The organism is Streptomyces sp. NPDC002669 (assembly GCF_042889165.1).
Lineage (GTDB): Bacteria > Actinomycetota > Actinomycetes > Streptomycetales > Streptomycetaceae > Streptomyces.
On record NZ_JBIAQQ010000050.1, the window covers coordinates 1 to 15,000 of the forward strand.

At 74.4% G+C, this 15,000-nt stretch carries 15 protein-coding genes; 8 read left to right on the forward strand and 7 right to left on the reverse strand.

The window, feature by feature from the left end; translation table 11 throughout:
* Nucleotides 1–265 precede the first annotated feature (265 nt).
* The 3 genes from cobG (at nt 266) to ACFYW1_RS37685 (ending at nt 3,896) form a co-directional block, all read left to right on the forward strand.
* Nucleotides 266–1,672: a precorrin-3B synthase gene (gene cobG, locus ACFYW1_RS37675; RefSeq protein WP_389004110.1), complete on the forward strand. Its 1,407-nt coding sequence runs from the start codon at nt 266–268 to the stop codon at nt 1,670–1,672.
* 86 nt (nt 1,673–1,758) lie between these two features.
* A complete protein-coding gene (locus ACFYW1_RS37680; RefSeq protein WP_148836855.1) occupies nt 1,759–2,385 on the forward strand; it encodes a precorrin-8X methylmutase in 627 nt (208 codons plus the stop codon).
* Nucleotides 2,382–3,896, forward strand: a complete 1,515-nt coding sequence (locus tag ACFYW1_RS37685) for a precorrin-2 C(20)-methyltransferase (RefSeq protein WP_389004113.1) — start codon at nt 2,382–2,384, stop codon at nt 3,894–3,896. Before ACFYW1_RS37680 ends, ACFYW1_RS37685 begins: the two co-directional genes overlap by 4 nt.
* 97 nt (nt 3,897–3,993) lie before the next feature.
* Here ACFYW1_RS37685 and ACFYW1_RS37690 read toward each other — a convergent pair whose 3' ends face one another.
* Nucleotides 3,994–4,758: a cobalt-precorrin-6A reductase gene (locus ACFYW1_RS37690; RefSeq protein ID WP_389004115.1), complete on the reverse strand. Its 765-nt coding sequence runs from the start codon at nt 4,756–4,758 to the stop codon at nt 3,994–3,996.
* A gap of 11 nt (nt 4,759–4,769) precedes the next feature.
* Between ACFYW1_RS37690 and ACFYW1_RS37695 the strand changes: the two genes are divergently transcribed.
* The gene (locus ACFYW1_RS37695) at nt 4,770–5,885 is read left to right on the forward strand and encodes a cobalt-precorrin-5B (C(1))-methyltransferase (protein ID WP_389004117.1); all 1,116 of its coding nucleotides are present in this window, start codon (nt 4,770–4,772) and stop codon (nt 5,883–5,885) included.
* A gap of 81 nt (nt 5,886–5,966) precedes the next feature.
* Here ACFYW1_RS37695 and cobM read toward each other — a convergent pair whose 3' ends face one another.
* The 4 genes from cobM to ACFYW1_RS37715 all read right to left on the reverse strand — a co-directional run bounded on the left by cobM (nt 5,967) and on the right by ACFYW1_RS37715 (nt 8,940).
* The gene (cobM, locus tag ACFYW1_RS37700) at nt 5,967–6,716 is read right to left on the reverse strand and encodes a precorrin-4 C(11)-methyltransferase (RefSeq protein WP_389004119.1); all 750 of its coding nucleotides are present in this window, start codon (nt 6,714–6,716) and stop codon (nt 5,967–5,969) included.
* Entirely contained in the window at nt 6,713–8,014 is a 1,302-nt protein-coding gene (gene cbiE / locus ACFYW1_RS37705) for a precorrin-6y C5,15-methyltransferase (decarboxylating) subunit CbiE (RefSeq protein WP_389004121.1), read from the reverse strand. The genes cobM and cbiE overlap by 4 nt, the downstream gene beginning before the upstream one ends.
* A 252-nt stretch (nt 8,015–8,266) precedes the next feature.
* Nucleotides 8,267–8,671 (reverse strand): VOC family protein, encoded by a 405-nt coding sequence (locus ACFYW1_RS37710; protein WP_389004123.1) that lies wholly within the window; start codon nt 8,669–8,671, stop codon nt 8,267–8,269.
* Nucleotides 8,672–8,769: 98 nt separating this feature from the next.
* The gene (locus tag ACFYW1_RS37715; protein ID WP_389004125.1) at nt 8,770–8,940 is read right to left on the reverse strand and encodes a hypothetical protein; all 171 of its coding nucleotides are present in this window, start codon (nt 8,938–8,940) and stop codon (nt 8,770–8,772) included.
* 113 nt (nt 8,941–9,053) lie between these two features.
* Here ACFYW1_RS37715 and ACFYW1_RS37720 point away from each other — a divergent pair, with 113 nt between their 5' ends.
* The 3 genes from ACFYW1_RS37720 to ACFYW1_RS37730 all read left to right on the forward strand — a co-directional run bounded on the left by ACFYW1_RS37720 (nt 9,054) and on the right by ACFYW1_RS37730 (nt 11,554).
* On the forward strand, nt 9,054–9,734 hold the full coding sequence (locus tag ACFYW1_RS37720; RefSeq protein WP_389004163.1) for a TetR/AcrR family transcriptional regulator: 681 nt from the start codon (nt 9,054–9,056) through the stop codon (nt 9,732–9,734).
* Nucleotides 9,735–9,950: 216 nt separating this feature from the next.
* Nucleotides 9,951–10,121 carry a hypothetical protein gene (locus tag ACFYW1_RS37725; RefSeq protein WP_389004127.1) on the forward strand — a complete coding sequence of 57 codons (171 nt, stop codon included), beginning with the start codon at nt 9,951–9,953 and terminating at the stop codon, nt 10,119–10,121.
* Nucleotides 10,122–10,750: 629 nt separating this feature from the next.
* Complete coding sequence (locus tag ACFYW1_RS37730) at nt 10,751–11,554, forward strand: SGNH/GDSL hydrolase family protein (RefSeq protein WP_389004129.1); 804 nt, start codon at nt 10,751–10,753, stop codon at nt 11,552–11,554.
* A gap of 198 nt (nt 11,555–11,752) precedes the next feature.
* Here ACFYW1_RS37730 and ACFYW1_RS37735 read toward each other — a convergent pair whose 3' ends face one another.
* Both ACFYW1_RS37735 and ACFYW1_RS37740 read right to left on the reverse strand, forming a co-directional pair.
* Nucleotides 11,753–12,142 (reverse strand): nuclear transport factor 2 family protein, encoded by a 390-nt coding sequence (locus tag ACFYW1_RS37735; RefSeq protein WP_389004131.1) that lies wholly within the window; start codon nt 12,140–12,142, stop codon nt 11,753–11,755.
* 50 nt (nt 12,143–12,192) lie between these two features.
* Nucleotides 12,193–13,029 (reverse strand): class I SAM-dependent methyltransferase, encoded by an 837-nt coding sequence (locus ACFYW1_RS37740; protein ID WP_389004133.1) that lies wholly within the window; start codon nt 13,027–13,029, stop codon nt 12,193–12,195.
* Between the two features lie 70 nt (nt 13,030–13,099).
* Between ACFYW1_RS37740 and ACFYW1_RS37745 the strand changes: the two genes are divergently transcribed.
* Nucleotides 13,100–14,989: a prolyl oligopeptidase family serine peptidase gene (locus ACFYW1_RS37745; protein ID WP_389004135.1), complete on the forward strand. Its 1,890-nt coding sequence runs from the start codon at nt 13,100–13,102 to the stop codon at nt 14,987–14,989.
* Nucleotides 14,990–15,000: the final 11 nt, after the last annotated feature.

Sequence of the window (15,000 nt, forward strand, 5' to 3'; positions counted from 1 at the left end):
GCCCACCCCCCCCCCCCCGCCCGCCGGCCGGGGGGGGGGGCGGGGGGGGGGGGGGGGGCCCGGCGCGCCGGCCCCCCCCCCCCCCCCCCCCCCCCCCCCCCCCCCCCCGGGGCATAGTACGGCCGACCGGTGTCCCGGGGTCGAGGAGCGGGTGACCGGGAGGCGGGGAGCGGGCGGCGGAGGTGGTTTGCCGGGCGGGGCGGGGGCCGGGTGGGGCGGGATGGCCAACCATTGGGGGACATACGGTTCCGATGGGGCGGTCGGTATGCTCGCCGCCATGTCTTCGCCGGTCGCTCCGTCCCCGCCCCCGGGAGACCCCTCTCCCCGGGACCGCGACGACGCCTGCCCCGGCACGCTGCGGCTGCACGGCGCGGACGACGGCGCGCTGGCCCGGGTCCGGGTTCCCGGCGGGGTGCTGGACGCGGCGCGGGCGGACGCCCTGGGCAGGGCCGCCGAGGAGCTGGGCGACGGTGAGTTGCATCTCACTTCGCGCGGCAACGTGCAGCTGCGCGGCCTGGGACCGGGCTGCGGCGCCGAGTTGGCCCGTCGGCTGGGCGGGGCGGGACTGCTGCCCTCCGCCCGCCACGAGCGGATACGCAACGTGGTGGCGTCACCGCTCTCGGGCCTCGACGCCTCGGGGGCCGGGGACGTCCGCCCCTGGCTGTCCGGACTGGACGCGCTGCTGTGCGCCGACGACGAAACGGCGGGCCTGTCCGGCCGGTTCCTCTTCGCCCTCGACGACGGCCGCGGCGACGTGGCGGCGCTCGGCGCCGATGTGACCCTGGTCGCACAGCGGGACGGGACCGCGCTGCTGCGGATCGGCACGGCGCGGGCCACCACCCGGATACCCGGTGAACAGGCCCCGCGAGCCGCCCTTCTCGCCGCCCGGACGTTCCTGGAGCGGGCGCGCGGCCACGGGGCGTGGCGGGTGACGGACCTGCCCGGCGGGGCCGATGACCTCCACGCCGAAGTCGCCGGACGACTGCGCCGGGCGGGGCTCGTCGCCGCCCCGGACGCCCCCGACACCCCTCCCGCCCCCGCCGGCCCCACCGGTCGCACCGGTCCCGCAGTGGGCATCGTGAACTCCCCGCGCGGCACCGCCGCGTTGTCCGTGGGCGTGCCCCTCGGCCGCATCACCCCCGGGCAGTGGCGGACGCTGACGGACACGGCCCGCCGGGGCGGCGGCGAACTGCGCCTGACGCCGTGGCGCGGGATCGTCGTCCCCGGGGTGCCCCGGCCGCAGGCCCCGGAACTGCTGGCCGCCCTGGGAGCCACCGGTCTCGTCACCGGCCCCGACTCCCCCTGGACCGGGGTGGGCGCCTGCATCGGACGGCCGGGCTGCGCGAAGTCGCTGGCCGACGTGCGGGCCGACGCGGCGGCCGCGCTGGGGCCCGTGGGGGCCCTGCCCGTGTACTGGTCCGGGTGCGAACGCCGGTGCGGGCACCCCCGGGGCGAGTGGGTCGACGTCGTCGCCGGCCCCGGCGGATACCGGGTCTCCCGCGTACGGGACGCCGCCCGGACCCCCGTACGCCCCCCTGCCCAGGACTCCGCCCAGGAGCCCGTACGGAACGACGAGGGGCGGCAGCAGGCCCCGTACGACCTCCCCGGCGGCTCCGACGGGCTCGCCGCCGCGGTGGCGGCGGCCCGGGGCACGCGCGGCCTGCCCATCTGACCGACGACACCGCGGCCTTCGGACCCGACCGCTCCACGCCCCATGACCTTGTGACCCCATGTCCCCCTGAAGAGAGCGAAAAAGCCGTGCACGAGTACGAGAAGGACGGACCGGCGATCTACCGCCAGTCCTTCGCCACGATCCGCGCAGAGGCGGACCTGTCCGGTCTGCCCGCCGATGTCAGCCAGGTCGCGGTCCGCATGATCCACGCCTGCGGCATGGTCGACCTCGTACGCGATCTCGCTTTCAGCCCGGACGTGGTGGCCCGTGCCCGTGCGGCGCTGCGGGCCGGTGCGCCCATCCTGTGCGACGTGGCCATGGTCGCCAGCGGCGTCACCCGCAAGCGGCTGCCCGCGGCGAACGAGGTGGTGTGCACCCTGTCCGACCCGGCGGTGCCCGGTCTCGCGGCGGAGCTGGGGACCACCCGCAGCGCCGCGGCCCTGGAGCTGTGGCGCGACCGGCTGGAGGGTTCGGTCGTCGCGGTCGGGAACGCGCCGACCGCCCTGTTCCGGCTGCTGGAGATGATCGAGGAGGGCGCGCCCCGCCCGGCGGCCGTCATCGGGGTGCCCGTCGGCTTCATCGGCGCGGCCGAGTCCAAGGACGCCCTGGCCGCGCACCCGTCCGCACTGGACCACCTGATCGTGCGCGGCCGGCGCGGCGGCAGCGCCATGGCGGCGGCCGCCCTCAACGCCATCGCCAGCGAGGAAGAGTGACCGTGAGCGAGCAGCAGACCGGCCGGCTGTACGGGGTCGGGCTCGGCCCCGGCGACCCGGCCCTGATGACCGTGCGCGCGGTGCAGATCATCGCCGGTGCGGACGTCGTCGCGTACCACAGCGCCCGGCACGGGCGGTCCATCGCCCGGTCCATCGCGGCGGAGCACATCCGCGCCGACCACATCGAGGAGCCGCTGGTCTACCCCGTCACGACGGAGACCACGGACCATCCGGGCGGCTACCGGGGCGCGATGGAGGAGTTCTACGCGCAGGCTGCGGCGCGGCTGGCGGAGCACCTGGACGCCGGCCGCACGGTCGCGGTGCTCGCCGAGGGCGACCCGCTCTTCTACGGCTCGTACATGCACATGCACAAGCGGCTCGCCGACCGCTACCCGACCGAGGTGATCCCGGGGGTGACCTCGGTCAGCGCCGCCGCGGCCCGGCTCGGCACCCCGCTGGTGGAGGGCGAGGAGGTGCTGACGATCCTGCCCGGCACCCTGCCGGAGGAGGAGCTGACCGCCCGGCTCGCCGCCACCGACGCGGCCGTGGTCATGAAGCTGGGGCGCACCTTCCCCGCCGTGCGCCGGGCCTTCGAGGCGTCCGGGCGGCTGCCCGAGGCCCGTTACGTCGAACGCGCCACGATGGCCGGGGAGCGCCGGGCCGAACTGGCCGGGGTCGACCCCGGGTCGGTGCCGTACTTCGCGGTCGCGGTCCTGCCGAGCCGGGTCGACGCGCCGCGTCCGGGGAACACGCCGGGCGGCGGCGAGGTGACCGTCGTCGGCACCGGGCCCGCCGGGCCGCTGTGGCTGACGCCCGAGACGCGCGGGGCGCTGGCCGCCGCCGACGACCTGGTCGGCTACACCACCTATCTGGACCGGGTGCCGGTCCGTCCGGGGCAGGTGCGGCACGGCTCGGACAACAAGGTCGAGTCGGAGCGGGCCGAGTTCGCCCTCGACCTGGCCCGGCGCGGCCGGCGGGTGGCCGTGGTGTCCGGCGGCGACCCGGGGGTCTTCGCCATGGCGACGGCCGTACTCGAAGTGGCGTCGCAGGAGGAATACGCGCGGGTGCCGGTGCGGGTGCTGCCGGGGGTGACGGCGGCCAACGCCGCCGCCGCGCGGGCGGGTGCGCCGCTGGGCCACGACTACGCGACGATCTCGCTCTCCGACCGGCTCAAGCCGTGGGAGGTGATCGCGGAGCGGCTGCGCGCGGCGGCCTCGGCGGACCTGGTGCTCGCGCTGTACAACCCCGGCTCGCGCAGCCGTACCTGGCAGGTCGGCAAGGCCCGTGACCTGCTGCTCGAACACCGCTCGCCGGACACGCCCGTGGTGCTGGGCCGGGACGTGGGCGGGCCGGCCGAGAGCGTGCGGACGGTGCGCCTGGCCGACCTCGACCCGGCCGAGGTGGACATGCGGACGATCCTGCTCGTCGGCTCCTCGCAGACCCGGTGGGTACGGCGCGGCGACGACGGCGACCAGATCGTCTGGACGCCCCGCCGCTACCCGGAGGACTGAGCGCCTGTCGCGCGTACGGGTCCCGGCCGCCCGCCGTCGCCCGTACGCGCGGCGACCGGGCCCGTACGGAGAAGGCCGCAGCCCCTGCGGCGGCCGGTCAGGGCCAGTGGACCGTCGGCTGTGCGCGCAGCCAGGCGACGGCCGGTTCCGGGGCGGCGACGACGGGCACGCCCGGCGGCACGGGCGGCCTGCGCACCACCACCACGGGGATGCCCGCCTCGCGGGCGGCAGTGAGCTTGGGGGCCGTGGCCTCGCCGCCGCTGTCCTTGGTGACGAGGACGTCGATGCGGTGACGGTCGATCAGCCGGCGTTCCCCTTCGAGCGTGAACGGGCCCCGGTCGAGCAGGACCTCCATCCGCGCGGGGCACGGCGTGCCGGGGTCGGGGGCGTCCACCGAGCGCATCAGGAACCACAGCGGATCCGACCCGGCGAAGGCGGCGATCCCCATCCGCCCGGTCGTGAGGAAGACCCGCCGCCCCAGCCCGGGCAGCGCCGCCGCGGCCCCGGCCAGCGAATCGACCGGGTGCCAGTCGTCGCCGTCACCGGGCACCCAGCCGGGGCGGCGCAGCGCCAGCAGGGGAACATGGGTCGCGGCGGCGGCAGCGGCCGCGTTGAAACTGATCGTCCCGGCGAAAGGATGGGTGGCATCGATGAGCGCGTCCACCCGGTGCGTGCGCAGCCACGCGGCGAGGCCGTCGGCCCCGCCGAAACCGCCGATGCGGACCTCCCCCGGCGGAAGCCTCGGACCGGCCACCCGGCCGGCGAGCGAACTGGTCACCCGGGCCCCGGCCGGGGCCGTCCCCACCAGCAGTCCGGCGAGGCGGCGGGCCTCCGTGGTTCCGCCGAGAACGAGTACGTGCATCGGATCCATCCATGAGTGAGGCGAAGGGCGGGCGCAGCGCCCAACTGAAACACACCGGTCTGCGGCCCGGCTGGACCACCGGGGCCTGTGCGACCGCGGCGGCCACCGCCGCGTACACGGCCCTGCTGACCGGTGACTTCCCCGACCCGGTGACGATCACCCTGCCCAAGGGACAGACGCCCGCGTTCGCGCTCGCGGTGGAGGAGCTGGCGGCGGACCGGGCGATGGCCGGGGTGGTGAAGGACGCGGGCGACGATCCCGACGTGACGCACGGCGCCCTCGTCCGGGTCACCGTGCGGCGGCTGGCGCCGGGCGCGGGCGTGGTGTTCCGGGCCGGTCCGGGCGTGGGCACGGTCACCCTGCCCGGCCTGCCGCTCGATGTCGGGGAGCCCGCGGTCAACCCGGTGCCGCGGCAGATGATCCGCGACCACATCGCCCGGGTCGCGGCGGAGCACCGGGGGTCGGGGGACGTCGAGGTCACCGTCTCCGTGGACGACGGCGAGGAGCTCGCCCGCTCCACCTGGAACCCGCGCCTCGGCATCCTGGGCGGCCTGTCGATCCTGGGGACGACGGGCGTGGTGGTGCCGTACTCCTGCTCGGCGTGGATCGACTCGATCCGGCGCGGCGTGGACGTGGCCCGGGCCGCCGGGCACACCCATGTGGCCGGCTGCACGGGCTCCACCTCGGAGCGGACCGTGGTGGCCGAGTACGGCCTGCCGGAGATCGCGCTGCTGGACATGGGCGACTTCGCGGGCGCGGTGCTCAAGTACGTGCGCCGTCATCCGGTGGACCGGCTCACCGTCTGCGGCGGGTTCGCCAAGCTGTCGAAGCTGGCCGCGGGCCACCTCGACCTGCACTCGGCCCGGTCCCAGGTCGACAAGCCCTTCCTGGCCGAACTGGCCCGGCGCGGGGGTGCCGACGAGGAGCTGGCGGCCGAGGTGGCGACCGCGAACACGGGTCTGGCCGCGCTCCGTTCCTGCCAGGCGCGCGGCGTTCCGCTCGGTGACCTGGTGGCCGTGGCGGCCCGGGACCAGGCGCTCTCGGTCCTGCGGGGCGCCCCGGTGGCCGTCGACGTCATCTGCGTCGACCGGGCGGGAACGGTCGTCGGACGCAGCGAGGTGCGCTGACGGCCGTCGGCCGGCCCGGCCGCTTTCCCCGTGCTCCGCGGCCGGCCCCCGGGCTCCCCGGCTTCCGGCTTCCGACTCCCGTCAGCAGACGTGCCGTTCGCGGTGCGGCGAGTAGAGGTGGCTGTCGCGGAACTGCTCGGCGCCGAGGGTGCGGCCGACCATGATGACGGCGGTACGGATCACTCCCGCCGCCTTCACCTGCCCGGCGATGTCGTCGAGGGTCCCGCGCAGGACCAGTTCGTCCGGCCGGGAGGCCAGCGCCACGACGGCGGCCGGGCAGTCGGCCCCGTAGTGCGGCAGCAGTTCCGCCACCACGCGGTCCACGTACCGGGCGGCGAGGTGCAGCACGATCAGCGCCCCGCTGCGGCCCAGCGTGGCCAGGTCCTCGCCCTCCGGCATGGCGGTGGCGCGCTGGGCGATCCGGGTGAGGATCACGGTCTGGCCGACGGTCGGCACGGTCAGTTCCCGCTTGAGCGCCGCGGCGGCGGCCGCGAACGCGGGGACGCCCGGCACCACTTCGTAGGGCACCCCGGCCTCGTCGAGCCGCCGCATCTGCTCGTTGACCGCGCTGAACACCGACGGGTCGCCCGAGTGCAGCCGGGCCACGTCCTGGCCGGCCTCGTGCGCGGCCAGCAGTTCGGCGGTGATCTGGTCGATGTCGAGCTGGGCGGTGTCCACCAGACGGGCGTCCGGCGGGCATTCGGCGAGCAGTTCGCGGGGCACCAGGCTGCCCGCGTACAGGCACACCCCGCAGGCCGCGAGCGTGCGGGCACCGCGCACCGTGATCAGGTCGGCCGCACCCGGGCCCGCGCCGATGAAGTACACGGTCATCTGTTGTCTCCTGGATCTTCCGCGGACACCCGTGCGGGGCGTTCCGCGACGGGAATGGTCGAGGTCCTGCGCACGGACCACTGGGTGACCGGCATGGCCTGCCGCCAGCCGGTGAAGCCGCCGACCGGCACGGCGTGCGCGACCGCGAGCCGGACCAGTTCGCCGCCGTACCGCCGGTGCGCACCGGCGAGCAGGGCCTCGGACTCCAGCGTGACCGTGTTGGCGACCAGCCGGCCGCCGACGGGCAGCGCCTCCCAGCAGGCGTCGAGGAGGCCGGGCGCGGTCAGCCCGCCGCCGATGAACACGGCGTCGGGCGCGGGCAGTCCGGCCAGTCCGTCCGGGGCCCGGCCGGTGACGACGCGCAGCGCGGGCACGCCGAGGCGGTCGGCGTTGCGCGTGATGCGTTCCGCCCGGCGCGGGTCGCGTTCCACGCAGATCGCACGGCAGGACGGGTGGGTCCGCATCCACTCGATCGCGATGGATCCCGAGCCGCCGCCGATGTCCCACAGGAGTTCGCCGGGGGCGGGTGCGAGCACGCCGAGGGTGGTGGCCCGCACATGGCGTTTTGTGAGCTGCCCGTCGTGCTCGTACGCCTCGTCGGGCAGGCCCGGTACGGCGCCCAGGCGCAGGGTGTCGGGGGCGCGGCGGCATTCGACCGCGACGATGTTCAAGGGGTCGCCCGGCGGGTGCGGCCAGTGGTCCGCGGTGCCCTCCGTGCAGGACTCGTCCATGCCGCCGAGCTGTTCGAGCACCCGCAGCCGGCTCGGGCCGAAGCCCCGCTCGCGCAGCAGCCCGGCCACCTCGGCGGGGGTGGTGGCGTCCGCGCTGAGGACCAGCAGCCGTCGGCCGTCGTGGAGGGCGGCGGCCAGCCGGGCGGCGGGGCGGCCGACCAGGGTGACGACCTCGGTGTCCTCCAGCGGCCAGCCGACGCGGGCGCAGGCGTAGGACACGGACGAGGGGTGCGGCACGACGTTCAGCGCGGCGGCGCCCAGCACTTCGGTCAGGGCCCGGCCGATCCCGTAGAACATGGGGTCGCCGCTGGCCAGGACGGCGATCCTGCTGCCCGCGTGCTCGGCGAGCAGACCGGGGACGGCGGGCCTCAGCGGAGACGGCCACGGCACCCGGCGTCCGGCGCACGACGGCGGGAGCAGGTCGAGCTGCCGTCCGCCACCGATCAGCACCTGCGCGGCGGCCAGCGCCTCACGGGCCGGCCCGGACAGTCCCGGCCAGCCGTCGGCACCGATCCCTACGACGGTCACCGCAGGTGGGGCGGGGGGTTCGGGTGGGGCGAGGGTCACGGCCGGTACCTCGGTGCTCGGGGGCTGACGCAGCCGAACTCTACTGTCCGGCCCCGATCGCGCACCGGCCAGGTGAGCTCCGCCGATGCCGTCCGAGCGGCACGCTCCGGAGAGGCCGGCGGAGTGGCACACCCCCGCGACGCCGGCGGAGCGCGCCGCCCCGCGTACCCGGCCCCGGTCCGGTACGGGGGTCCGGGCCGGTGCACGGGCCGGTCCCCCCGTACGGCTGCGGGAATCGCTCCCCGGCGGGCCTCATGAACCGTCCGGTTCGACGGCTGCGGCCTCGGCCCATTCGACGAACTGGACGACGACCCCGTTGGGGTCCTCGATCTGGAACAGCCGCTCGCCCCAGGGCTCTTCGCGCAGCGGCATGGTGATCTCGACGCCCTCGGCGCGCAGCCGCTTCTCCTCCGCCTCGATGCCGGTGAGGGTGAGGGCGAGGATCAGGCCCGAGGCGTGCCGGTCGCGCTGGCCGGCCGGCAGGACCTCGGTGCCGCGCTGCAGCAGGACGATGTCGGCGGCGGCGTCCTGGCGGGTGAGCGAGGCGAATCCGTCGGCGGCGGCCTGCACCCGGTAGGCGAGGTGCGTGGTGAAGAAGTCCTGGGACGCGGCGACGTCGTCGACGGTGAGCGAGACGGTGGTGGCGGTGATCTGCAAGGCGGGTTCCTGTCCGTGAGAGGGCTGAACGGTCTGTGCGGGGTTCCGTACGAGCCCGAGGGGTCGTACGAGGACGCGGCGCTGCGCGGGACCGGGCGTCAGTAGGAGCGACGGCGCGGGATGTTGCGCATGGCGCGGGTGTTGCCCGGGACGCGCCCGGCGGAAGGCGGGGCGACGAACCGGGACCGGCGGTTCCCCTTGTTGTCGGGGTGGTCGGCCTGCTCGGCTGCCTGGTTCGCGAGGAACGTGACGAGGTCGGTCTTTCGCATGACCGCTCCTTTCCATCGGGAGAAACTTGCGACGGACGTAAACTTAGAACGAGACCCGTCGGGGTGTCAACATAAAAATGCTACGGAGGTAAGATTCGCCCATGAGTATCGACATGGAACCGAGGACGAGCACCGCGGCATCTCCCGGAACGCCGGGCGCACCGGGCCTGCGGGAGACCAAGAAGCGGGAGACCCGGCAGCTGATCTCCGACCACGCGACCAGGCTCTTCGTCGAGCAGGGCTTCGAGCGGACGACCATCGCGGAGATCGCCGTCGCGGCACGCGTGGCCAAGAAGACGGTGACCAACTACTTCCCGCGCAAGGAGGACCTGGCGCTCGACCACCAGGAGGCGTTCATCGACAGCTCGGCCCAGGTCGTGGCCTCCCGGGAGGAGGGCGAGTCCGCCCTGTCCGCGCTGCGCCGGGACTTCGGGGCCGCGGTGGCGGCGCAGAATCCGGTCCAGGGCTTCGCGGGGCCGGAGTTCTCCCGCATGATCGCCGACAGCCCCACCCTCTCGGCCTGCCTGCGCGGCCTGCACGACCAGCGCGAGGAGGCCCTGGCCGCCGCCCTCGCCGAGGCCACCGGCTCCACCCCCGACGACATCACCGTGCGGACGGCGGCGGCCCTGCTCGGCGCGGTGCAGCGCACCCTCTTCCAGCGCGTCCAGGAACTCACCCTCACCGGCCTCGCCAACCCGGAGATCGCCGAGATCGTCGCGACGGAGGGGGAACGCGCCTTCGGCCTGCTCGAACCGGCACTCGCGGACTACGCCACGGCCGGCCCCGCCTCATGAACCGAACGACCGGGACACCCCGCCACCCCGTGAACCGAGCGGCCGGAGCCGGACGCCCCACCGCGGACCGAGCGGCCGAAGCACCGCACCACACCGCGGACCGAGCGCTCCGGAGGTAGCCGCACTCGGCGACCGCGGCACGAAATGCACCTTTTCTGCCTGCGTGCGAGTCTGGTCATGGCCCATCGTCCGAGATCCGCAACAGGAGGCACGATCGTGGGCAAGAAGCAGAGTCGGCAGAACCGCGGCGCCCGCACCGGCGGCCACGAACGCAGCACCGCTCCGGAGACGAAGGAGCAGACGCAGCCGACCAACACCCCGGACCCGGTGCGCTCGATCTCAGAACAGGTCTCCCACCGGAAGCAGCGGAGGTTCGGCCACAACTGACCCTCCCGGCAACACGACAACCGCCCTCTGCGGTGGCACCCCCAAGGGGAACGCCACCGCAGAGGGCGTTTTTCGTTGGGACCCCCGCTTCCGCTGAGACTCCCCGCTTCCTTTGAGGCCCTCCGCTTCCGCTGAGGCCCTCCGCCCCGCGCCCGCTCCCCCGCTCTCCCCCGCCCCCGGGCCCGGCCACGCCTCCGCCCCCGCGCCCGCCGCGCGTCACTCCGCGTAACCCCCTGGGCGGACCGCCCCCGCCGCCCCGCACCGTTTGCCACCATTCCGGCACGGCGCCCACCGCACCCCCGCGGCCTCCCCGGCTCCTCGACGAGCCCTCCGCGAACTTCCCGCGAGCCGTCGCAGCCGACGAAGCGCACCCCCGTCGCGCCGTCCGCGCATCGCTCGCGAGCCCTCCGCGCACCACTCCCGCGCGGCCCCAACGCATGGCCGAATAACGTCCGTTCGGGCCGCCCCCAGAGGTTTATCTACGCGCGGAGCTCAGCAGCCGAACGGCCATTCGGGCATATCAGACCAGTTTTTCCCCGGCTATTACCGGCTGGTACCGGCAGCTGCTAGAAACATGGCGCTCAACCCAACCCCCCATCCACCCCCCACACTTCGGAGGGCTGACAGCCATGTCGGTACGGAGATTCTGGGCGTCCGCATCCACCCTGGCGCTCGCCGCCGTGGCCGCCCTGGGCTTTGCCCAGCCGGCCTTCGCGAACTCGACGGCCGCGAGCGGTTACGTCGCTCTCGGTGACTCGTACTCGTCCGGTGTCGGGGCGGGAAGTTACCTGTCCGACAGCGGCGACTGCCGTCGCAGCACCAACTCCTACCCCTACCTCTGGGCAGCGGCGAACTCGCCCTCCTCCTTCTCCTTCGTGGCCTGTTCGGGCGCCACGAGCAGCTCGGTGGCAAGCACCCAGCTGGGGGCACTGAGCTCCTCCACCGGCCTGGTCAGCGTCACCGCGGGCGGCAACGACGTCGGCTTCGCCGACGTCATGCAGGCGTGCGTGCTCTCCGGCGAGGCCACCTGCCTCAGCAGGGTCAGCACGGCCGTCTCGCAGACGCAGAACTTGCTTCCGTCCAAGCTCGGTTCGCTCTACACCTCCATCCGGTCACGGGCTCCCCAGGCCCATGTCGTGGTCCTCGGCTACCCGCGCTTCTACCGGCTGAGCGGCAGCTGCATCGCGGGTCTCTCCGAGAAGGAGCGCTCGGCGATAAACAACGCGTCCGACGTGCTGAACGGCGTCATCGCCAAGCAGGCGGCCAACGCCGGGTTCACGTTCTCCAGCGTGGTGGACGAGTTCAGCGGGCACGAGCTGTGCTCCGGCGACGCGTGGCTCCACAGCGTGACCCTCCCGGTCTACAACTCGTACCACCCCAAGGCCGCCGGGCAGGCCGGTGGTTACCTCCCGGCCTTCCGCTCGGCCGCGTAGGACGCGGACGACGAGGATGCAGGGCGGCGGGCCGACGGATCACCTCCGAAGGCCCGCCGCACTCATGCGCGCCCCGGCCGGGTCCCCCACCCCGGCCGGGCACGCCCCCCTCCCTAAGGGCCCCGCCCGAACCGGTCCGCCCCCGAGCGGACCCGGCCTCCCCCGGACGGCCCCGGACGTGCTGCCGATTGCCCGGACTCAGTACCGCTCCACCAGGTGTTCGCGACCCGCCGGGGGCTCGTACGCCTCGGGCCAGAAGTCCGTTATCCCGTTGATCCGCCCCGCCCCGTCGAACGTGAAGAAGTGGATCGCGTGCGACTCCTCGGCGCCGGTCGTCACCAGCGTCCGGGCTGCGGCCTGGTGCCCCTCGTGGTCGGCCACGATCCGCTCGACACGGACCCGCCAGTCCCCCGGGTACTCACGGTTGAACCGCAGGTACCGCTCCTTGCCGTGAATCCGTTCCCGGGTCTGCGGCAGGTCGTACAGCACGTCGTCGGCCAGCGTGGCGGCGAAGGCGTCCCAGTCCCGGGAGTCGGCCGCACTCCAGTACGTCTCCACGGCGACACGCAGCTCGGCAGTCGTAGTCATGGTTCGAGTCTGTACCCCACCACTGACAATCGCCCCGACCTGGCGTTTCGTCAGGAACCGGCCGGCTTCGACGCCTTGAGCGAGTACATCAGCGGGATGCGCGGCCGCCCGGCGGGGAACCGGTAGTAGCCGTCGTCCTGCCGGTCCAGCGCCTCGAAGCGGGGGACGAGCGAGACGTCGTGCTCGTTCAGGAAGTCGATCCGCAGCCCATTGGCGGCCAGTGCCGACACCACCTCGCCGATCGGATGCTGCCACTCGACGGTGCGGTTGTGGACGGTGGGCGCTTCCAGGTCCGCGTACGTGCCCGGCGTGTCGTCCACCCATGCGTCGCGGGTGAAGTAGTCGTACTCGACCTTCGCGCCCGTGGCGTCGTCGAAGCAGTCCGCCATCGGGTGGAACTCCACGAGGTAGAGGAAGCCCCCGGGCGCCACGAGCGACGCGGCGACCTCCGCCCAACGCCCGATGTCGGGCAGCCAGTTCAGCGCGCCGATCCCGGTGTAGACGATGTCGTACGAGGTGTCGGGCACGGCCGCGGCGGCGTCGTGGACGTCCGCCGCGACGAACGCCGCCCGGTCCTGGTCGAACCCGAGCTCGCGGGCCAGGACGCGCGCCGCCTCGACGGCCGGTTCGGAGAGGTCCAGCCCGACGACGGGCCCGGCGCCGTGCCGCGCCCAGGAGAGGGTGTCGACCCCGATGTGGCACTGGAGGTGCAGCAACGACTTCCCCGTGACGTCCCCGACCTCGACGGGTTCGAAGTCGCGCAGGCCGTCCTTGCCGGCGCGGAAGGCCGCGAGGTCGTAGTAATCGCTGCCGACGTGGATCGGCACTCGCTCGTCCCAGAACGCGCGGTTCGCCTCGTGCCAGTTGTCAGGGGTGGGTGCATGCATGCCGGGGAGGTTATCCACAGGCTGAGGACGGAGCGAACGAATTATCGGCGTCCGACGCAGAATGGGGGGCATGACTGAGATCACTGGTTCGACGACGGCCTCTTCCGCCCCGGAAAACGCCCCCGCGGCCGCGGCCGCCCCGGAGAGCACCTCCGTGCCGGAGTGGGAGCAGCGTTTCCGGGCGTCGCGGGTGTCGCTGCCCGACTGGGCGGAGGACGCCCCGGACCGCGCGCTGTTCGTCTCCAACGCCACGGGCACGTACGAGCTGTACGCCTGGGACCGTGCCACCGGCGAGCAGCGCCGGGTGACGGACCGGCCGAACGGCACGACGGACGGTGTGCTGACCCCTGACGGGGAGTCGATCTGGTGGTTCGACGACACCGACGGGGACGAGTTCGGGGTGTGGATGCGCCGGCCGTTCCACGGCGGGGAGGCCGGGGCGGGCGACGAACCGGCGGTGCCCGGCCTCGCCCCCTCGTACCCCGCGGGGCTCGCGATCGGGCGGGACGGCACGGCGGTGATCGGCCGCTCGACCGACGAGGAGGGGACGACGGTCCACGTCGTGCGCCCCGGGTCCGCCCCCGTGGAGATCTACCGCCACCGCGAGTCGGCGGGCATCGGCGACCTCAGCCACGACGGGACGCTGATCGTCCTGGAGCACACCGAGCACGGCGACGCGATGCACTCCGCGCTGCGCGTGGTGCGGCCGGACGGCACGACGGTCGCCGAGCTGGACGACACCGAGGGCGGCACCAAGGAGCTTGGCCTGTCCGTGCTGGGCTTCGCCCCCGTCGCCGGGGACACCAGGCTGCTGGTCGGGCATCAGCGGCGGGGCCGCTGGGAGCCGATGATCTGGGACCCGACGACGGGCGAGGAGACGGACCTCGCGCTCGGCCTGCCCGGCGACGTGAGCGCCGAGTGGTATCCGGACGCCTCCGCGCTGCTGGTGGTGCACGGCTTCGAGGCCCGCAGCGACCTGTGGCGCTACGAGCCGGGCGCGGGCGCCCCCGTCCGGGTGGAGACCCCGCCGGGTTCGGTGTCGGGTGCCACGGCCCGGCCCGACGGCACGGTGGAGTACCTGTGGTCCTCGGCCGCGCAGCCGCCCGTCATCAGGTCCACCTCGGGGGCCGTGGTGCTCGATCCGCCCGGTCCGAAGGCCCCGGGGTCGGTGCCGGTGGAGGACGTGTGGGTGGACGGGCCCGGTGGCCGCGTCCACGCGCTCGTCCAGCGGCCCGCCGCCCCGGCCGAGGGCCCGTTCCCGACGGTCTTCGAGATCCACGGCGGCCCGACCTGGCACGACAGCGACGCCTTCGCCTCCGGCCCCGCCGCCTGGGTGGACCACGGCTACGCGGTCGTCCGGGTCAACTACCGCGGTTCCACCGGATACGGCCGCGCCTGGACGGACGCGCTCAAGCACCGGGTGGGCCTGATCGAGCTGGAGGACATCGCGGCGGTCCGGGAGTGGGCGGTGAAGTCCGGCCTCGCCGATCCGGAGAAGCTGGTCCTGGCCGGTGGCTCCTGGGGCGGCTACCTGACCCTGCTCGGGCTCGGCACCCAGCCGGACGACTGGGCGCTGGGCCTGGCCGCGGTCCCCGTCGCCGACTACGTCACGGCGTACCACGACGAGATGGAGGACCTGAAGGCGATGGACCGCACGCTGCTGGGCGGCACGCCGGAGGAGGTTCCCGAGCGCTTCGCGGCCTCGTCCCCGCTGACGTACGTCGACGAGGTCCGGGCCCCCGTCTACATCTCGGCGGGCGTCAACGACCCGCGCTGCCCGATCCGCCAGGTCGAGAACTACGTGGACCGCCTGAAGGACCGGAACGCGGTGCACGAGGTGTACCGGTACGACGCGGGGCACGGCTCGCTCGTCGTGGAGGAGCGCATCAAGCAGGTCCGTTTGGAGCTGGACTTCGCCCGCCGCCACCTCGCCCCGCAGCCGGTCCCGTCCGGCGAGTAGGGCAGTCCGTG